Origin of the sequence: Butyrivibrio sp. NC2007 (assembly GCF_000421405.1) — a bacterium.
Lineage (GTDB): Bacteria > Bacillota > Clostridia > Lachnospirales > Lachnospiraceae > Butyrivibrio.
The window spans coordinates 78170-97198 of sequence record NZ_ATWY01000011.1 but is presented as its reverse complement, the minus strand read 5'-3'; the positions used below and the strand labels follow the sequence as shown (position 1 = coordinate 97198).

Annotated in this window: 17 protein-coding genes and 1 pseudogene; 3 read left to right on the top strand and 15 right to left on the bottom strand. The window is 44.2% G+C overall.

Translation table 11 applies throughout. From position 1 onward, the window contains the following. Positions 1 to 20: 20 nt before the first annotated feature. From G632_RS0110260 to pheA, 3 genes are read right to left on the bottom strand one after another with little or no spacing between them, the layout of a single operon-like run. Positions 21 to 2174 (bottom strand): RNA degradosome polyphosphate kinase, encoded by a 2154-nt coding sequence (locus G632_RS0110260; protein ID WP_022769038.1) that lies wholly within the window; start codon positions 2172 to 2174, stop codon positions 21 to 23. A gap of 10 nt (positions 2175 to 2184) precedes the next feature. Continuing rightward, positions 2185 to 3732: a Ppx/GppA phosphatase family protein gene (locus G632_RS0110255; RefSeq protein WP_022769036.1), complete on the bottom strand. Its 1548-nt coding sequence runs from the start codon at positions 3730 to 3732 to the stop codon at positions 2185 to 2187. Between the two features lie 21 nt (positions 3733 to 3753). Continuing rightward, positions 3754 to 4881 carry a prephenate dehydratase gene (gene pheA, locus G632_RS0110250; RefSeq protein ID WP_022769035.1) on the bottom strand — a complete coding sequence of 376 codons (1128 nt, stop codon included), beginning with the start codon at positions 4879 to 4881 and terminating at the stop codon, positions 3754 to 3756. A gap of 113 nt (positions 4882 to 4994) precedes the next feature. On the opposite strand from pheA, the gene G632_RS0110245 reads away from it, so the two are divergent. The 3 genes from G632_RS0110245 to G632_RS0110235 all read left to right on the top strand — a co-directional run bounded on the left by G632_RS0110245 (position 4995) and on the right by G632_RS0110235 (position 7460). Next, positions 4995 to 6008 carry a DUF5050 domain-containing protein gene (locus G632_RS0110245; protein ID WP_022769034.1) on the top strand — a complete coding sequence of 338 codons (1014 nt, stop codon included), beginning with the start codon at positions 4995 to 4997 and terminating at the stop codon, positions 6006 to 6008. Positions 6009 to 6078: 70 nt separating this feature from the next. Next, on the top strand, positions 6079 to 6999 hold the full coding sequence (gene pyrB, locus G632_RS0110240; RefSeq protein WP_022769032.1) for an aspartate carbamoyltransferase: 921 nt from the start codon (positions 6079 to 6081) through the stop codon (positions 6997 to 6999). Between the two features lie 17 nt (positions 7000 to 7016). Then, positions 7017 to 7460, top strand: a complete 444-nt coding sequence (locus G632_RS0110235; protein ID WP_022769031.1) for an aspartate carbamoyltransferase regulatory subunit — start codon at positions 7017 to 7019, stop codon at positions 7458 to 7460. 65 nt (positions 7461 to 7525) lie between these two features. Here G632_RS0110235 and G632_RS21990 read toward each other — a convergent pair whose 3' ends face one another. The 12 genes and pseudogenes from G632_RS21990 to asnS all read right to left on the bottom strand — a co-directional run bounded on the left by G632_RS21990 (position 7526) and on the right by asnS (position 19019). Beyond that, positions 7526 to 7696 carry a hypothetical protein gene (locus G632_RS21990; protein ID WP_022769030.1) on the bottom strand — a complete coding sequence of 57 codons (171 nt, stop codon included), beginning with the start codon at positions 7694 to 7696 and terminating at the stop codon, positions 7526 to 7528. A 325-nt stretch (positions 7697 to 8021) separates the two neighbouring features. Beyond that, positions 8022 to 8585, bottom strand: coding sequence for a CAP domain-containing protein (locus tag G632_RS0110225; protein WP_022769028.1), 564 nt, complete (start codon positions 8583 to 8585; stop codon positions 8022 to 8024). Positions 8586 to 8743: 158 nt separating this feature from the next. Then, positions 8744 to 9298 (bottom strand): annotated as a pseudogene (locus G632_RS19620) (FKBP-type peptidyl-prolyl cis-trans isomerase); the annotation flags it as partial. Between the two features lie 48 nt (positions 9299 to 9346). Further along, positions 9347 to 10192 (bottom strand): AmmeMemoRadiSam system radical SAM enzyme, encoded by an 846-nt coding sequence (gene amrS / locus G632_RS0110215; RefSeq protein WP_022769026.1) that lies wholly within the window; start codon positions 10190 to 10192, stop codon positions 9347 to 9349. Between the two features lie 21 nt (positions 10193 to 10213). After that, positions 10214 to 11659, bottom strand: coding sequence for an AmmeMemoRadiSam system protein A (gene amrA, locus G632_RS0110210; protein ID WP_022769024.1), 1446 nt, complete (start codon positions 11657 to 11659; stop codon positions 10214 to 10216). 20 nt (positions 11660 to 11679) lie between these two features. Further along, positions 11680 to 12633: an RluA family pseudouridine synthase gene (locus G632_RS0110205; RefSeq protein ID WP_081647131.1), complete on the bottom strand. Its 954-nt coding sequence runs from the start codon at positions 12631 to 12633 to the stop codon at positions 11680 to 11682. A 117-nt stretch (positions 12634 to 12750) separates the two neighbouring features. After that, complete coding sequence (locus G632_RS21985) at positions 12751 to 12924, bottom strand: hypothetical protein (RefSeq protein ID WP_022769022.1); 174 nt, start codon at positions 12922 to 12924, stop codon at positions 12751 to 12753. A gap of 47 nt (positions 12925 to 12971) precedes the next feature. Further along, the gene (feoB, locus tag G632_RS0110195; protein ID WP_022769020.1) at positions 12972 to 15260 is read right to left on the bottom strand and encodes a ferrous iron transport protein B; all 2289 of its coding nucleotides are present in this window, start codon (positions 15258 to 15260) and stop codon (positions 12972 to 12974) included. 120 nt (positions 15261 to 15380) lie between these two features. Beyond that, positions 15381 to 15602: a FeoA family protein gene (locus G632_RS0110190; protein ID WP_022769019.1), complete on the bottom strand. Its 222-nt coding sequence runs from the start codon at positions 15600 to 15602 to the stop codon at positions 15381 to 15383. A 53-nt stretch (positions 15603 to 15655) separates the two neighbouring features. Then, positions 15656 to 15868: a FeoA family protein gene (locus G632_RS0110185; RefSeq protein WP_022769018.1), complete on the bottom strand. Its 213-nt coding sequence runs from the start codon at positions 15866 to 15868 to the stop codon at positions 15656 to 15658. A 251-nt stretch (positions 15869 to 16119) separates the two neighbouring features. Then, a complete protein-coding gene (locus G632_RS0110180) occupies positions 16120 to 17508 on the bottom strand; it encodes a PhoH family protein (protein ID WP_022769016.1) in 1389 nt (462 codons plus the stop codon). A gap of 125 nt (positions 17509 to 17633) precedes the next feature. Next, the gene (asnS, locus tag G632_RS0110175) at positions 17634 to 19019 is read right to left on the bottom strand and encodes an asparagine--tRNA ligase (protein ID WP_022769015.1); all 1386 of its coding nucleotides are present in this window, start codon (positions 19017 to 19019) and stop codon (positions 17634 to 17636) included. Positions 19020 to 19029 lie beyond the last annotated feature (10 nt).

Genomic DNA, 19029 nt, shown 5'->3' with positions numbered 1-19029 from the left:
TAAATTCCCCTATCTGTTTATTATGCTTTTGGATTCATCTCCGGTATAAAGACTCTGCTACTGCCGGGATCATGCCTTTCAACCGCCTCCACAGCTTCTTTTCCAAATACCATCTGAGAGTTGACTCTCTCTGTGCCCTCAAGTTTCCTTTCTGACATCTTCTCATATACACCCTTGCTGTTCATGATGTGAGCCTTCTCTGTGTCCTTAAGTTCAACATCAAGAATATGCCAGAGTTTCTCCTTAAGTCCCGGATCCTCTACAGGGAAAAGAATCTCAACCCTTCGCTCAAGGTTTCTGGGCATCCAGTCAGCACTAGATGCATACATCTCAGGACTTCCGCCGTTTTCAAAGTAGAATATCCTGCTGTGCTCAAGGAAGTTTCCGACTATGGATCTGACGGTGATATTCTCGCTCACTCCCTCTACGCCTGCTCTAAGACAGCATATACCTCTTACTATGAGATCAACCTTAACACCTACGCTGCTGGCTCTGTAAAGCTCTGCAATGACGTCTTTGTGGCAGATGGCATTCATCTTGGCAACTATCCTTGCCCTCTCGCCCATACGTGCATGCTCTTCTTCTCTCTTAATGAGATCAATGATCCTGTCCTTGAGCCAGAGAGGCGCGATGGCAAGCCTGTTCCATCCAAGTGGCTCGCTATAACCGGAGAGCATGTTAAATACAGCCGTTGCATCCTCACCAAATGCCGGAGCACAGGTAAAGAGACCAACGTCAGTGTACTGCTTGGCTGTCGAGTCGTTGTAGTTACCGGTTCCAAGGTGGACGTATCTCTTTATACCATCCTCTTCACGTCTTACAACAAGAGTTATCTTACAGTGAGTCTTAAGTCCAACAAGACCATATATTACATGGCATCCGGCTTTCTCAAGCATCTTGGCCCAGACGATGTTGTTCTCTTCATCGAACCTTGCCTTTAGCTCAACTAAAACCGTTACCTGCTTGCCGTTATCGGCAGCCTTTGCAAGGGCTGCAATAATGGGAGAATTACCGCTGACTCTGTAAAGCGTCTGCTTGATGGCAAGAACATCCGGATCCACAGCTGCCATCTCAACAAACTTAACCACATTCTCAAAGGTCTGATATGGATGATGCATAAGGATATCGCCCTTTGAGATCACATCAAAGATGTTCTCTCCCGTTTCAAATTCCGGAACGCTCTGAGGAGGATAATAGCTGTGTTCCTTGAGATCATCAAAGCCCTCGAGCTTGTACATCTTCATAAGGAAGGTCAGGTCGATCGGGCCTTCGATGCTGTAAATCTCGTTATCTTCCACTTCAAGTTCTGAAGTTATCTTTTTAAGAAGCTTTTTATCTATACCCTTTTCAACTTCAAGTCTGATGGCCTGACCCCACTGACGACGCTTGATCTGCTTCTCGATCTCTTTTAAAAGATCTTCCGCCTCGTCCTCATCGATAGAAAGGTCGGCATTTCTTCCGACTCTGTAAGCTGAGCAGGTGATAACATCATAGTTTAAAAAGAGCTTGTGCATGTTGCGAAGAATAATCTTCTCAAGAAGAATGACCTTCCTTGGCTTGTCACTGTCATCTCCCTCAGGAATCTCAATGATTCTTGGAAGCACGTCAGGAACCTGAACCGTTGCAAAGTCAATCTCATCGCTTTTCTCCTTCTTTTTAAGAAGAGCTGCGATATTTAAAGACTTGTTCCTGATAAGTGGGAACGGTCTTGAAGAATCCACTGCCATCGGTGTAAGAACCGGGTACACATATTCATCGAAGTATCTGTCGACAAACTCAGTCTCCCTGGAAGTAAGGTCCTTATCTCCCACTACCTCAAGTCCCTTTTCCAGCAAAAGAGGCTTAAGCTGAGTGTTGTAGATGTCATATTGCTTATCCACAAAGCTGTGAACCTGCTCCAAGACCTTCTCAAGCTGTTCTCTTGCAGTCATTCCGGCTATATCAGGCTTTTTGTAACCGGCGTTGATCATGTCTTTTAATGAAGCTACCCTGACCATAAAAAACTCATCAAGGTTGCTGGCAGAGATAGAAAGGAACTTAATTCTCTCAAAAAGCGGATTGGATGTATCCTCGGCCTCAGAAAGAACTCTTGCATTAAATTGCAGCCAGCTGAGCTCTCTGTTTATATACAGTTTTGGATCTTCAAAATTGATGGATGACTTGTCTTTTGCCATTTGCTATTCCTCACATCATTTTCTTTTGTTTGATGACCGGCATTATGCCAAATACTTCTTCAAAGAAGGCCGCTCTGTTGGTGAACAGGCCCTTCTCCAGCGTGATGTCCGCCCTTGTATCAATGTTGATGATAAGCTGTTTGTCTTTTATGCTGACCTTAATGTCCTTGAACTTCTGCTTGTGTGTTCTGTCAAGGCCGTTGGCAACACGAAGGATTGCCGTGAGCTTGGCAACCACAAGGTATTCCTCCTGTGAAAGGCCCTCGAGATAAGGACTCTTACTGCCGAAGTAGTCGAATTCTTCGTGATTGTACCTTACAACGTTGGCCACAATGGTCCTCTCCTTGTGAGAAAGACCTATGATCTCCGTAGACATGATGATGTTGTAGGAGCAGTCTCCGAGGTTGACCATACTGATGTATTTGCCACAGTCATGGAGCATTGTTGCAACCTGCAAAAGAAGGCGCTCTCTTTTTCCAAGTCCGTGGAACTTCTTGGTGTTGTCAAATATCGCCAGCGCAATCTGCTGCAGAGTCTCTCTTCTTGACTTACTTCCCATATATCTCTTGGAGATGTTCTGAGCGCAGGAAATGATATCATGTTCAAAATCGTGGGGCGACTTGATAAAGTTCTTTTTCTCAGCGTATTCATAGGCGATGCCATCACATAAAGTAACGCCCGGAGCCCATAGGTTCTCGGCATTGGTGATATCCATGATGCACTTTATAAGGATAGCGGAAACATACAGGAGAGATACGTTCTCTTCAGGGATATCGAGTTTCTTGGCTACCTGCCTTGCGTTGATATCCGCTGCATTCTCAAGTACCTGTCTGTACTCCTCATTAGACGCATAACCTATGACCTTGCCTTCACTCTTAAACTTTCTGAGTACAGGTGATACATAGTCGTCGATAATTATCAGGTTTTCAACTCTTCTGTCTTTTAAATACATCTTGGAAAAGACAGCGAGCTGAGAATTTACAAGTTCAGAAATAAGTTCGGGATACTCTCTTCTTGTGGCATGCACTGTCTGCATGACAGCATTAAGTCTTAATACACCGGTCTTAAGGTTCTGGGTTGCGATAAGAGCATCCTTCTCAAACAGCGATATCTGAATACTTCCGCCGCCAATATCGATGATCGCAGTAGGTTTTTTGATAACCTCCTGGAACTGTTCATTCTTAAGAGCGATGGACTTATAATCAAGAAATCTCTGTTCAGAGTTACTCAGTACATCGATATGCAGATGGGTCCTCTGCCTGATGAGCTCCTGAAGGATCACGATATCTCTGGTCTCTCTGATGGCGCTGGTTCCGTAGGCCTTGTAGTGAGTTGCCCCGTACTCCTTCATTTTCTGGCGAAACTCAGAGAGAATCCTTATCAGCTCATCAACATGGCTACTGCTGATACTTCCCTTGGCATAAGTTTCTGTTCCAAGATCCATGCGATGTCTTACGTGATCAAGCTCCCTTACTCCGTTCTTGTCGGAGAGCTCAAAGATCTTCATTGCCATTTCATATGAGCCAACATCAATTGCTGCAAAAACTTCACCGGTCATATTCGCTCCTTAAAACGCTAATTAGTAATTTCCAAGAATCTTCATCATCTTTGCTTCTTCTCTAAGGCCTCTTAAAGCGTTCTTAACAGAACTGTCCTCTAGATTTCCGTCGAAGTCGATAAAGAATCTGTACTCCCAGTTTCTGTCCTCAATTGGCCTTGACTCTATCTTGGTCATGTTAAGGCCGTTGTAGATAAAGTGAGACATGATGTGGTACAAAGATCCTGCCTCATGAGGAATCTCAAGGCACAGGCTGATCTTGCCTGCCCCCTTAAGGAATACCTTTTGATTGGTAACAACTATAAATCTAGTGGAATTGGACTCCGCCTGATTTATAGCCTCTTTTATAATTTCAAGACCATAAATCTCTCCGGCCCTCTTACTTGCTATGGCCGCCTGGGTCTTGTCTTTATCCTCAGAGACCTTCCTTGCTGCAAAGGCGTTATTCTTCATGCTTATCTGTTTGATATCACTGTGCTCTGCAAGGAATCTTGATGACTGCATAAGTGACTGTGGATGAGAATAAACAGTCTGTATGTCCTCAAGCTTTGCACCGGGAATGCCTAAAAGACAGTGCTTTATGTCAATTATCTGCTCTCCTACAATGTAATTCTCATACTCAGTCAGAAGGTCGTATACTTCACTGACAATGCCCGCTGTGGAATTCTCTATGGGAAGAACCGCGTAGTCTGCGCTTCCATCCTCCAGTGCTCCGAAGGCATCTCTGAAGGTATCCACGTGAAAACTGTTTACACCCTCTCCGAAGAATCTGATGGTTGCTTCTTCAGAATAGGCTCCCTCTGCCCCCTGGTAGCAGACTCTCCTGGCAGAATCCAAAAGAGAATCTATCTGAATAAAGGGAAGTCTCAGCGATGCGCCTTTTTCAGAGAGCTTCTGATACTGAAGCTTTCTTGACATAGACATTATCTGGGAAAAGAGCTCTTCCACCCCGATACTGTTAAACTCAGAATGGGTAAGGCTCTTTACGGTCTTTATCTTCTCAAGCTCCCTCTCCCTGTCATAGACTTTTTTGCCGTTTTCTATCTTGTAATCCGCAATTGCAGAAGAGACTTCCATCCTCTTTTCATATAGCTCAACTAAAGAAGAATCTATCTCATCAATCTGTTTTCTCAGGTCCTTTAAATCCAAGTGTCTGCTCCTCCACGTACTTTTTCCATTATTTTACATGATTAATGATATAACAAATTACTTCTTGATAGCAAGAAGACACTCGCTATATAATAAAAAGCGGAGGGAAAAGAATGAATAAGAAATTTGCACTGTTTTTCATACTGATGCTTCTGGTCATAACCGGTGCTCTTACTCTCTATTTCATTGATAAACATGTCCCTATGAGTCCTACCGATTCAGGTAATATTCCCGGCAACATGCAAAACGGCGGTCTGTTTTTTGAAATGGACGGCAAAGTATATTTTTCAAATGCATATGACGATGGATGCCTTTATTCCATGAATGTTGATGAGTCCAAGCCCAAGCGCCTTACAAGCATGGGCTGCAAATATATCAGCGGTGCTAACGGATATCTTTATTTCTATATGGATTCCACCAGCAAATCCTCCAAGGTCACAGGTCTTGGCGCAGCTTCCAAACAGTACGGTATCTACAGATGCAAGACTTCCGGCCGCGATCAGGTTTGCCTCGTCAGAGATTTCTGTGGCGAGACCCAGCTCTGCGGAGAATACCTCTACTATCAGATCAAGGATGCCAATGGCGGAACTCTTCACAAGATCAAGTGCAACAAGAAAGACAACACTCTGGTGGCGGATGAGCTCATCTCTCCTATGTGTTATGACAACGGTATTATCTATTACACCGGCGTTAACAATGATCATGATATTCACGCTCTCCATACAAAGGACGGCGATATTACCACTCCTGTTATAAGTGGTTTTTATTTCTTCCCTGTAGTCAAGGACGGATACCTTTATTACCTCAACGGAACCTCCAACTACAGCCTCTGGAGAACCAATCTCACAAACGGCGAGCAGCAGCTGGTTACTTCAGACAGATGCGATTGTTTCACTATTGATAACAATCATATTTACTATTCCTATTCAAATGCCATGAATCCTTCTCTTCGCAGATGCGATCTGGACGGTGGCAATAAAGTTGTTCTCTTCGAAGGCGTTGTCAACAGCATTAATGTGACAAGCCGTTATGTATATTTCAAAGTATTTGGTGACGACAATACTTACTTTCACATTCCTGTAGATCTGTCGGCTCCCGCGTCGGCATTTACAGTCATAGCGAATTAATGAATTAAGCGCGTATTCTATTTCAGGATACGCGCTTACATTAAGTATAAAATAATAATAGGGAGAGAGTATGAACACATTAAGACACATGATGAATCCTCTGGACTTTTCAGTGGAGGAGCTGGAAGAGCTTTTTGACCTGGCAGGCGATATAGAAAGGAACATGGAGGGCTATGCTCACAAGTGTGACGGCAAGATCCTTGCTACCTGCTTCTATGAGCCAAGCACCAGAACAAGACTGTCCTTTGAGACAGCAATGCTGCGCCTTGGCGGCAAAACGCTGGGCTTTGCAGATGCATCAAATTCCTCTGCAGCCAAGGGAGAAAGCGTTGCAGACACAATAAGGGTAATCTCCTGCTTTGCAGACATCTGCGCCATGAGACACCCCAAGGAAGGTGCTCCTATGGTAGCAGCCACCAAATCAGGAATCCCGGTGATCAACGCAGGTGACGGCGGACATCAGCATCCGACCCAGACCCTTACAGACCTTCTCACCATCAGGTCTTTATATGGCAAACTCGGCGACTTTACCATAGGCCTTTGCGGAGACCTTAAATTCGGCAGAACCGTCCACTCACTTATAAATGCCCTCAGCAGATATGAAGGCATCCGCTTTATCTTTATTTCGCCAAAAGAGCTAAGGGTCCCCGATTACATAACAGAGATGCTCACACAAAAGAACATCCCCTATGAAGAAGTAATAAAGCTTGAAGAAGTAATGCCTCAGCTTGATTTCCTCTACATGACAAGAGTTCAGAAGGAACGTTTCTTCAACGAGGAAGACTACATAAGACTCAAAGATTTCTACATCCTCAACAAAGAGAAAATGGCAAAAGCCAAAGAGAGTATGTATATTCTCCACCCTCTCCCAAGGGTAAATGAGATATCCGTTGAAATAGATGATGACCCAAGGGCAGCTTACTTTAAGCAGGTTCAGTACGGACTGTACGTAAGAATGGCTCTGATACTCACACTTCTTAATATCAAATAAATCGGGAGGAACAGATAATGCTTAATATTGGAAAAATAGAGGAAGGCTTTGTTCTTGACCACATCCAGGCAGGAAAAAGCATGCAGATATACAGACACCTTGGACTTGATAAGCTCGATTCCACAGTTGCCATCATAAAGAACGCCAAGAGTAAGGCAATGGGTAAAAAAGATATTCTTAAAGTTGAATGTGACATCGATTCCCTGGACCTTGACGTACTTGCTTTCATCGATCACAACATCACGGTAAACGTAATTAAGGCCGGTGAGATCATCGAAAAGAGGTCTTTGGTTCTTCCTAAAGAGATCACCGGAGTTATCAGATGCCACAACCCAAGATGCATCTCATCAATCGAGCAGGAACTGCCACAGATCTTCTATCTCGCCGATGAGAGAAAAGAGATCTATCGCTGCAAATACTGCGATGAGAAATACTCAGAGAGTACCATAGACAGACTTTAATGCTATACTGCAAAAAAGCGCCTGCTTCAGGTTAAAGAAGCAGGCGCTTTGTTTGTTTTCAATATTTACTTGATGTAACCGTTCTGTCTGTTGTGAATGTCATCGCGGTTTTTCTCACGGCGCTTCTCTTCGCCTCTGAGCATCTCCTGCATGTAAGGATTGTCATTGGCACCTGAAACAGACAGTGGTCTTGTTTCGTTGTTGATGTAGATGTCCTTTGATGATTTTCCAAACATAGTAACACCTCCCCAGGTATTATATAGTCAACTATATTATAACACATTCGGAAGAAGTGAGTCAGTGGGGACGTTTCAGTTTGACTCATTTTGTGAAGCAAAATGAGTCAAACTGAAACGTCCCCACTGACTCACTTCTTTAATCGAAGAATCTACGTGTTGGATATTAAACGCATTGCTCCACTGCGTTCTCGCAATACTAAACACATTCGGAAATCGCGCCGTATAAAGACACGTCGCTTCTTTCCTCATGGTGTTTAGTCGTCAAATAAAAAAACACAGTCACTCTTGCAAGCAAGTGACTGTGTTTTTTAATTTTCCTCGTTTAATATCCAAATTCCTGTGCCCAGTACCAGCTGCCGTCGCCTGTCTGGCAAATAGCGATACCAACTGTCTTGTATCCGCCATCCATAATATTAGCAGCGTGTGTAGGTGAATTCATCCATGCTGTGTAAACAGCATCAGCTGACTGATACAGCTTAGCAAGATTCTCACCATACTGGCAATTTGAATCAACTGTCCAGAATGCTGATCCGTTAGGTCTTGTGTGTGAGAACATTGTTGTGATCTCATTAGCACGAACCTGTGCAGCATCTGTAAGTGGCTGGCTCCAAGTAAGCGCTGAAAGACCTCTTGCTACTCTCTGCTGATTCATGATATTAAATACAGCAGTGCAGGCATCAAGTGCTGCCTGAGATGATGCAGCTGATCCTGCAAGGGCAATTGCTTCATCATCAATCCAGATCTCTCCGGCTCCCTCTTCCAGACCTCTGACAGCAGCCTGATCATCGACAATCGCATCATTCGTTGCACCACATGCAAGAAGTGTGAATGTCATGACAGCAGTCAGTGTCATTGCAAGTACTCTTCTTAATCTTAACTTCTTCATAATCCATTACTCCTGTACACTTTTTCACAACCTAAACATAATTACCTATGTTCTTAACTAAATACTAACCTACAAAAAGGGTGTTTTCAACACAAAAAAGCATAAAATTTAGCGAAAATAAATATTTATTTCATCAAAAAAGAAGCCAAAATGAAACTTTATTTTACTTCCACAAGCTCTATTTTGAAATTAAGCTCTTTTCCTGCCATCTCGTGATTAGCATCGAAGGTGATCTGTGTGTCGTCCTTGGCTGTAACCTTAACAGGAATAGGCCTTCCGTAGATATCCTGAAGGTAAACTTTCTGGTCAACTGTAAGCTCTTCTGATCCCGGAAGATCTGAAATATTCATTGTAATAAAAGCACTTGGATCAACATCGCCATATGCTTCTGAAGGCTCTAAGTGAATATCGATGATATCTCCGACATTCATTGTTGCAACAGCCTTATCAAAACCGTGAATCATCATTCCTGTTCCGCAGATAAACTCTAAAGGTTCTCCTCTGTCATAGGATGAATCAAACTTGGTTCCGTCATTAAATGTTCCTGTGTAATGAGTTCTGCAGGTCTTACCGATATTCTGGCCTTCAAAATCAGGCTCGTATGTATGGCATCCGCCGCATCCACCGCAGCCGCCTTCTGATCCGCCACAGCATCCGCCGTCGCCACATCCCTCGTCTGCTCCGCAGCAGCACTCTTCTCTCTCTTCGTAATCGCTCATATTAATAGTCCTCCAAATAAAATACCCGACCATTATACATTTTTAGCAATTACCTGTAAATACATGATCCAGTTCTTTTTTTGCCACATCTCTTAACCTGTAGATAAGTCCTACATCCGTGGCAGGTCTGTCAAGCTTAAACCTTGGAAAATATCTGCTTAAATGAAGGGCGACCTTCTCTTTTCCCCTGCCATCATCCAAGGACGCTACCCATTTCGACAGCTCTTTTATCTCATCCTCTGTATCGTTATAGCCGGGAACCACAAGGGTTGTGACTTCTACATGACAAGTCACCACCGCCATGCTTATAAAGTCCATTACCATCTGCCTGTCGCCACCAAGCACATCCTTATAATAGCTGTCGGTAAATCCCTTTAGATCAATGTTCATTGCATCTATATTGGGGATCACCTGCTGCGCCACTTCTGCGCTCACGCATCCGTTTGACACAAGCACAGTCTTCATGCCCCTCTCATGGACCTCTTTAGCCGCATCCACCACAAACTCATAGCCCACCAGAGGCTCATTATAGGTAAACGCAACTCCAATGTTCCCCTCTGACTTATACTCCAGGGCAATATCAGCGAGCTCTTTTGGCGACATCTCTCTGTAGCCATAAAGATACTCCTTCCCAAAATCATAGGAAATCTCGTGATTCTGGCAGAACGGGCATCTTAAGTTACAGCCATAGCTTCCCACGGATATGATATTTGATCCGGGGTAAAAGAGATTTAGAGGCTTTTTCTCTATCGGATCAAGGGCGATGGATGTTATATGGCCATAGTTTCTTGCTACGACCTCTCCGCCTCTGCATATCCTTGCTTTGCAAAGACCTATCTGACCCTCTTCCAGACTACAATGGTTGTGACAGACATTACATTTTGGCATACCTATCCCTCATACGAAAAATCAGTAGTGGCGAATAACTTCAAAGCGCTCCAGGCTATAGTCCTCATCCTCATAGATTCCGGCCTTCTGACGTGCGATATCGATCTGCTGCTCTATGCTGTCAACGCCGTCGAGATTAGGTAAAAGAAGACCTCTTTTTCTTCCGTGGGTCACAATGACTCCGTATCTCTTGACATCAAGCTGATCCGGGCTATCTATCGGCTCAGGCTCATCCAGAACATCAACACTCATCTCAAGGTATGGAAGCTCATCCTCCTTGATCATAGGAAATCTCGGATCGTTTGTGCCGGCGCTGATGGCATTTTGCATTATCTCATCAGCGATGCAGGAGGTTGTCGGAAGTATGGTTCCGATGCAGCCTCTAAGAGCTCCGTCCTTGTGTATGGACACAAAGGTTCCGGCTCTTCTTGCAAACATCTCGCCGTCCATATCAGACCACTTATCACCCTTTATGTCCTTTTTGGTGATCCTCTTGCCCATGGTGATATAGCTCTCAAGCGAATATCTGGCAAGCCTTACATAAGGATCTTCATCCTGCTTTCTCTTCTCAAGCTGTGCTTTCTTTTTATCTCTCCACTTCTCAAGGAAATGCCTGTTTTCATCAGTGCCTCCCACCTCGAAGGTGCAGATGCCATAACCAACACCAAAGGTAGCCTCATGAGAGAGCTTATGCGCAGTAACGGCTAATCCGTCCAGCGCGCCTGCCATCATGACAAAAGACCTGTGGCCACACTCGGCAGCTTTGTCGCAGAAGGTTTCATCAAAGTCAAGGAGCCTGTCAAACTCACCGCTACCGCATACTTCCATTATTCTCTCATCATACTCAGGTCCTTCCTTGGCAAAACCATAAGGCCCATCTTCCTTCATCTTGTGCGAGAGATCTCCGCTGGCAACGTAAACTGCCCTTACGCCGGTCCTTGCGACCGCTTCCGCAATTATCTGTCCCATCTCATAGTGCATAGGAAGTGAAAGACCTGACAGACCAATCCTTACAATCTTAAAGTCCTTATATTTCTCTCTTATGTAGTACAGAGGGATCATTGTTCCGTGGTCAAGCTCAGGGTTTCTCTCGCCCATAGTTCCTGCAGGAAAGCCCTGGATTTCCATGCTCTTTATGTCATCCTTCTCCTGTCCGTAGGAGTCGGAAATAGCACAGATTTCGGCGACAAGATCTGTATCATATTCCACATTAAATTTCACCTGGCCTGCTCTGAACTGCCCCATATCTCCTGTAGCTCTTTTACCCGGAGAAACATGGAAGTAATCGGCATACATGACGCTGTGAGGGCTTGAAATAATGATGGTCTCAGGCGCAAGTTCTGCTATCTTTTCAGCCACCTGCCTGTATGCATCAGTTGTTGCCCTGATCTTTTCCTCTTCGCCTCTTCCTACCTCAGGAAGCATGATAGGCGGATGTGGTACCATAAAAGCTCCTACTATTGGCATATCTGGTTCCTCCCTCTTTATTAAAAATCAACAAGCGACTTCATATCCATTGGAAGTTCAGCCTCAAAAGACAGCTCTTTTCCCGTTATAGGCTGCATAAATTCAAGGTGTGCAGCGTGAAGAGCAGCTCTCTTCATTCCGTGGCTGTTCTTAATCTCTTTTCCGTAAAGATTATCTCCCAAAAGCGGATGCCCAATATAAGACATATGAACTCTGATCTGATGAGTCCTTCCGGTATCAAGACATAGCCTGACAAGCGCATAGTCTTCAAACTGTCTGACCAGCTTATAGTGCGTAATAGCTTCTTTCCCGCTCTCCATGACCTTTCGGATCATGCGCGCGCCCTCTTCCTGGCCGATTGGTGCATCGATTGTTCCCTGCTCATTTTCAAGGACTCCGCTGACAATGGCCAGGTACTCTTTTCTCTTGGACATGTTTCCCTTCTGATTTGAGAGTATCGCAGCCGCATGTCTGTTTTTTGCGAATATCAAAAGACCTGACGTCTCCCGATCAAGTCTTCCAATGGTGCGGACTACATGGTTCTGGCCTGTGCGAAGATAATAACCTGCCAGGGCGTTTGACAAAGAGTCCAGGTGGTGGGCATAGGATGGATGCACCACCATATCTCCGGGTTTATTAAGAAGGATCAGATCCTCATCCTCGTAGACTATGTCTATCGGGTCATTTGAGGGGATCACATCACCCGAGTTATCAGTATCTTCATATATCTTGACCTTTAATATGTCACCGGCACTTACAGTCTCCCTAAGCCAGATCAGCTTGTACTGCGCATCCCCGGCCCTCTTTATCATCACTCCGTCTTCAAACTGTTTACACCTTGTTATCTCTCTGGAGGATAGTTTCAGCTTACCGGACATGATCTCCCTGACCTTAAGCCCGGCCTCATTAACCGTTATCTTGATTTCAATTTCTCTTACACTTTCAGACATTAAAATCCGTACCTTAACCTTCATTTCCTTACTACTAATGATACGCTATTTACCCCTGTTTTTACAGTAAAAACGGCATGCATACAAAAAGCTGCCGGCAAAGTTTCCTTTGCCGGCAGCCTCAAAGCTTCCAAATTGCAATTACTTCTTAACCGAAGCACATTTGCTGCAACATGAGCAGTTTCCGCCACTGCATCCGCTACAGCCCTCTCCTCTGAGCTCTTTCTTAAAAGTCTTTATTGTTGCTCTTCCGGAGAAAAATACAATTACCGCAAGTGCGATTACGACAACTGCGTTTCCGATAATAGATGCCATATCGCACCTCCTTTCTAACTAAAAACATTGCAAACTGCGTTTATTCATTAAGCTGTCATTTTAACAGCCATCTCTTTTCCCTCACCCTCAGCTGCCTGATAGCCTTTTCTGAAGATAAGGTAGAGAAGTCCTGCAAGAAGAACTATTCCTGCGATGGTTCCAATTCCGAAGGAAACCTGTCCAAGGATAAGTCCTCCGATATTGTAAACGATAAGAGCAAGAACATAAGCCCATCCTGTCATATATCCGATTGCTGCCCAGGTCCACTTAGCGTTGTTCATCTCACGCTTGATGGCTCCAATTGCTGCAAAGCATGGTGCGCACAGAAGGTTGAAGATCATGAACGCATAAGCTGCAATAGGTGTATAATCAGCTGCAACTCTGTCCCAGATCTGATCACCGTTTTCTTCAAGCTCTTCTTCTTCGTTGTCATAATTATATAGCACGCCAAAGGTTCCAACAACATTTTCCTTGGCAACAAGTCCTGTAACAGTTGCTACTGCAGGCTTCCAATTGCCAAAGCCAAGTGGTTTAAACACAAATGAGAATGTATTACCAACGCCTGCAAGGAGTGATGCATCCATAGGGTTAACTTCATCTTCTGAGATATCCATTTTCTCTGCCAGAGAAGAAACATATTCATCTGTCACAAGGCTTTCATCCTCAAAGAGATTATCAACAAGTCCAAAGCGTCCGTTTACTGAGCCGAAGGATGACAGGCACCAGATAATAACTGAAGAAACTACGATAACGCTGCCGGCTCTCTTAATAAATGACCAGCCTCTCTCCCATGTGGCACGAAGCACACCTGAAACAGAAGGAACATGGTATTTAGGAAGTTCCATAACGAAAGGAGCAGGAATTCCGGCAAATGCCTTAAACTTCTTAAGAATGATTCCGGAAAGGATGATTGAACCGATTCCGATAAAGTAAGCTGAAGCTGCAACAAGTGGTGATCCACCGAAGATCGCACCTGCGATGAGTCCGATGATAGGAAGCTTAGCACCGCATGGCATAAAGGTTGTGGTCATGATGGTCATCTTTCTGTCACGCTCATTCTCAATGGTACGGCTGGCCATAACACCGGGAACACCACATCCTGTTGCTACAAGGCAAGGAATGAAACTCTTTCCTGAAAGACCAAACTGTCTGAATATACGGTCCATAACGAATGCAACACGGGCCATGTATCCAACATCCTCAAGGATTGAAAGGAGCAGGAAAAGAACTAACATCTGCGGTACGAAACCGATAACAGCTCCAACACCTGCAACAATACCGTCCTGGATAAGTCCGTATAAAACTGTACCCTCTTCTACATGGAGAATACCAAGAAGTGTATCAAAGAATCCGGGAACCCACTCACCAAAGATCACATCATTGGTAAAGTCTGTAGCTCTTGTTCCGATTGAAACACTCCAACCACCCATGGCGATGGCATATACGAAGAACATGATAAGAGCGAAAATAGGAAGACCCAAAATTCTGTTGGTAACAATCTTATCGATCTTATCTGATACAGTAAGCTCGCCCTTTGCAAGGCCCTTCTTTACTGCCTTATCTGTAACCTTTGTGATATAGGTGTATCTCTCGTTTGTGATAAGTGATTCAGCATCATCATCAAGAGCGCTCTCACACTGCTTTGTAACAGCCTCGATCTCTTTGAGCTGATCTGATGTAAGATGAAGCTCTTTTACAGCTTTCTCATCTCTCTCGAAGGCCTTTACTGCATTCCAGCGAAGGAATTTCTCATCGCTGCGATCCTTAATGATCTCTTCAATCTTTACTACCGCATCCTTAACTTCGCCAGTAAGGAAATCACTGTTGTGGCTTGCTTTTCCAATCTTGGCTGCTGTAACTGCCTTCTTGACAAGGTCCTGTGTTCCCTCGCTCTTAAGTGCTGAAAGCTCAACAACTTCACAGCCAAGTGCATCTGAGAGTGCCTTGATATCGATCTTGTCGCCGTTCTTGTGAACCAGATCCATCATGTTAAGTGCTACAACTGTTGGAATGTTCAGCTCAAGGAGCTGAGTTGTAAGATAGAGGTTACGCTCGATGTTGGTTCCGTCAACGATATTGATGATGGCATCGGGCTTCTCTGTTACAAGATAGGTTCTTGATACTACTTCCTCAAGTGTGTATGGAGAAAGAGAATAGATACCGGGAAGGTCCTGGATCACAACGTCCTTGTACTCATCTCCCTTAAGCTTACCCTCTTTCTTTTCTACAGTAACGCCGGGCCAGTTTCCAACGTACTGTCTGCTTCCTGTTAAATCATTAAAAAGTGTTGTTTTACCACTGTTTGGGTTACCCGCAAGTGCAATCTTTAATTCCATTTATTGCCTCCTAATGTGTGATAGCTTTAAAATCAGGTTTTTGGTGTTAGCAAAAGCTAACCACCCTTCTAAAAATAATCTGCATAACTTTCATGCAGAATTAAAATGGAAATATCGGTCTTACTCGACCTCTACGAACTCTGCATCAGCTTTACGAACGGTAAGCTCGTATCCTCTTACTGTAAGTTCGATAGGGTCACCCAGTGGTGCAACCTTTCTTACGTAAACTTCTGCTCCCTTGGTCAGTCCCATGTCCATGATCCTGCGCCTTGTAGGGCCTTCACCATGGAGTCTTACAACCTTGGCATTGCCGCCAATCTCCACATCTCTAAGTGTCTTCATTACTTTTCTCCCTCTATTTTGAAATTTTTAGTAACAACATAAAATTATCCGCATCAGATAAAGATGCGGTTTGCAAGTGTCTTATCAAGAGCTATGCGGCTGTCCTTGACATTAACGATAAGGTTTCCGCCGTTCTTGTTTATGATGGAGATCTCTTCTCCTGTGACAAAGCCAAGTGTTGCAAGGTGCTGCCTGGTCTCGTCATTTCCTGTGATCTTCTGAATTTTTAAAAGCTGTCCGCTATCTGCAAAAGTAAGTGGCATCATGAATACCTCCTATAATGTTAGCATACGGTATCTACTGTTACCTTTAGCTAACTCGATTCATTACTAGGATATTCCGAGTTTATCATGTTGTCAATTGCTAACAGATAATTTTTGTCAATTTCATCATTTTTATTGCAATAAAAAGTACTGATGCAGTATTTTTTGTACAATCTGCATCAGTACTGATTTTGTGCAATTATATTTTGTTAGCCTTAACTAATACCCTTGATGTGTTTTATGACAAGGTCACATCATCCTTTTTTATCACGCATCCTCTCGATAGCATCCATAGCAAGCTTACTTCTCTCACACTCAGAAGCTGAAAGAGAAATCTGCCATGCCAGTGGGCTTCCCTTCATATGCTCAGATGCATAGGAAAGACCGTTTGTACGCTCATCAAGGAAGGGCCTGTCGATCTGGTTGGGATCACCAAGGAGAATGATCTTGGTGTCCTTGCCGGCTCTGGTGATAATGCCCTTAGCCTGAGTAGGTGTCATGTTCTGCGCCTCATCGATGATAAGGAAGGTCTTAAGAATGGATCTTCCTCTAATGAAGTTAAGAGCCTCGCACTGAACTATTCCTCTCTCAAAGACTTCATCAGTCTTGCCCTGAAGCTCCTTCTCATCTTTGTATCGCTCCTCTTCATTGGAGTCTATGAGCTGTTCAAGGTTATCAATGATAGGTCTCATAAGAGGCGATATCTTTTCCTGCTCATCACCGGGTAAAAATCCGATGTCATCATCAAACTGCGAATTAGGTCTGCATACCAGGATCCTTCTGTATTCACCGGTAGGACGATTTATCATCTTCTCAAGGCCGACTGCCAGTGAATAGAATGTCTTGGCTGTTCCTGCCATACCCTTTACGATTACCAGCGGCGCTACATCTGCCGGCTGCATAAGCGCTTCCTGAAGGAAGTACTGTCCTGCATTTCTTGGCTTAACACCGTAGGGCTGACTCTTTTCATACTCAAGCTTCTTGATAAATCCCTTGCAGACACGTCCCATCTGGGTCTTACCCACAGACTGATCCGCTCTTACTACAACAAACTCATTTTCATATAAATCAGGTTTGTACTGCTTCCCCTCCTCATCACAACAGTAAACGGCTTCTACAGGGATTCCTTTCTTCTTGAAATCCTTGAAAAGATCCTCCGGAGCATAGACATCAATACGTCCTGAGTACTGCTCGCCGCCTCCTGCAACCTGCTCGGTTGTAAAATCTTCTGATTTGATATTAAGAAGCTGAGCCTTAATACGCATCAGAATGTCCTTAGTTACAAGAATTACCTGTTCCTTGCTGCTCTCCTTAAGTCCCTTGCACACTTTAAGTATGCGGTTGTCAGACTTATACTCTGACATATCCTTCGGAAGCTCAACATCCTTGAAGTTCTTCTCAACTCTAAGAAGTCCTCCATTGTCAAGCTCTACACCCACAACCAGATCTCCCTGGCCTCTGAGCTGTTCGAGAATCCTGATGGCTTCTCTTACATTGGCTCCACGCTCACCTTCATCCCTCTTGTGCGTGTCAAGCTCCTCCAAGACTACCAGCGGAAGAACGACCTCGTTATCATCAAAGCACTTGAGAGCATGGGGTGCTTGAATCAAAACGTTGGTGTCCAGTACGTAGATCTTCTTCATGCGTAGGTCCCCCTCTATTTGTATGACTTTGAAATCATTATACCATATATTGTGGTAATGCAACATAAAATAAAAAAAGAGCCTGTATCAAAATATGATACAGGACTCTTATCGTTGTTATAAAATCAGAACTCGCAGGACTGTGGTGTTCTTGGATAAGGTATTACGTCACGGATATTTTCTACGCCTGTTAAGTACATGATAAGACGCTCAAATCCCATACCGAATCCGCTGTGGATGCATCCGCCGTATCTTCTGGTATCAAGGTACCAGTCGATGCCTTCCTTATCAACGCCCATCTCATCCATTCTCTCTATGAGCTTGTCGAGATTCTCTTCTCTCTGGCTTCCTCCCATAAGTTCTCCTGCCTGAGGAACAAGGAGGTCAACTGCTGCAACTGTCTTGTTGTCAGGATTTACCTTCATGTAGTAAGCCTTGATGTCCTTGGGCCAGTCAGTAACAAATACAGGTCCGCCGAAGTAATCTACGATATATTTCTCATGCTCTTTTGCAAGGTCTTCTTCGTAATCGGGCTTGAAATCCCACTTAACATCAGCTTTTTTAAGAATATCAATGACATCGTGGTGTTTGATTCTTGTGAAATCAGTATTTACGATGTTGTCGAGCTTATCTTTAAGTCCCTTGGCAACGAATTTGTCGCAGAAATCAATTTCCTCAGGGCACTTGTCGCAGACATACTTAACAACATACTTAAGCATCTCTTCTTCGATATCCATAAGGCCGTCAAGATCGCAGAAAGCCATCTCAGGCTCGATCATCCAGAACTCATTTGCATGAGTCTGAGTGTTTGAATTCTCTGTTCTGAAGGTTGGTCCGAAGGTGTAGATGTCACCGAAAGCCATTGCAAAGGTCTCACCCTGAAGCTGGCCTGAACCTGTGATAAACGCCTGCTTACCGAACAGATCCTTCTTGAAATCAACCTTGCCGTCCTCAGTCTTTGGAAGATCATTCATGTTAAGAGTTGTGATCTTGAACATCTGATCTGAACCTTCACAGTCAGCGCAGGTGATAAGAGGTGTATGAACATATACATATCCTCTCTCCTGGAAATAGCTGTGAATAGCCATTGCTGCAACGCTTCTTACTCTGAATACCGCACTGAAAAGGTTGGTACGTGGACGAAGGTGTGCAACAGTTCTAAGGAACTCTCTTGTATGTCTCTTGGGCTGGATCGGATAATCCTCCGGGCAATCACCCAAAAGCTCAACGCTTGTAGCTTTTACTTCAAAAGGCTGCTTATTCTCGGGAGTAAGTACCAGTGTTCCGACAACCTTAACACTTGCACCGACACCAATCTTGGAAGCATCAGCGAAATTGGACAGCTCCTTGTCGTATACTACCTGTAAATTCTCGAAAAATGAGCCATCGTTGATATTAAGGAATCCAAAATTTGACTGTGCTCTGTTGGTCCTTACCCATGCGCATACAGTCACTTCCTTTGATGCATACTCAGATGTTTTTGTAAATAACTCCCTGATTTTAGTCCTCATCTTTTTTCTC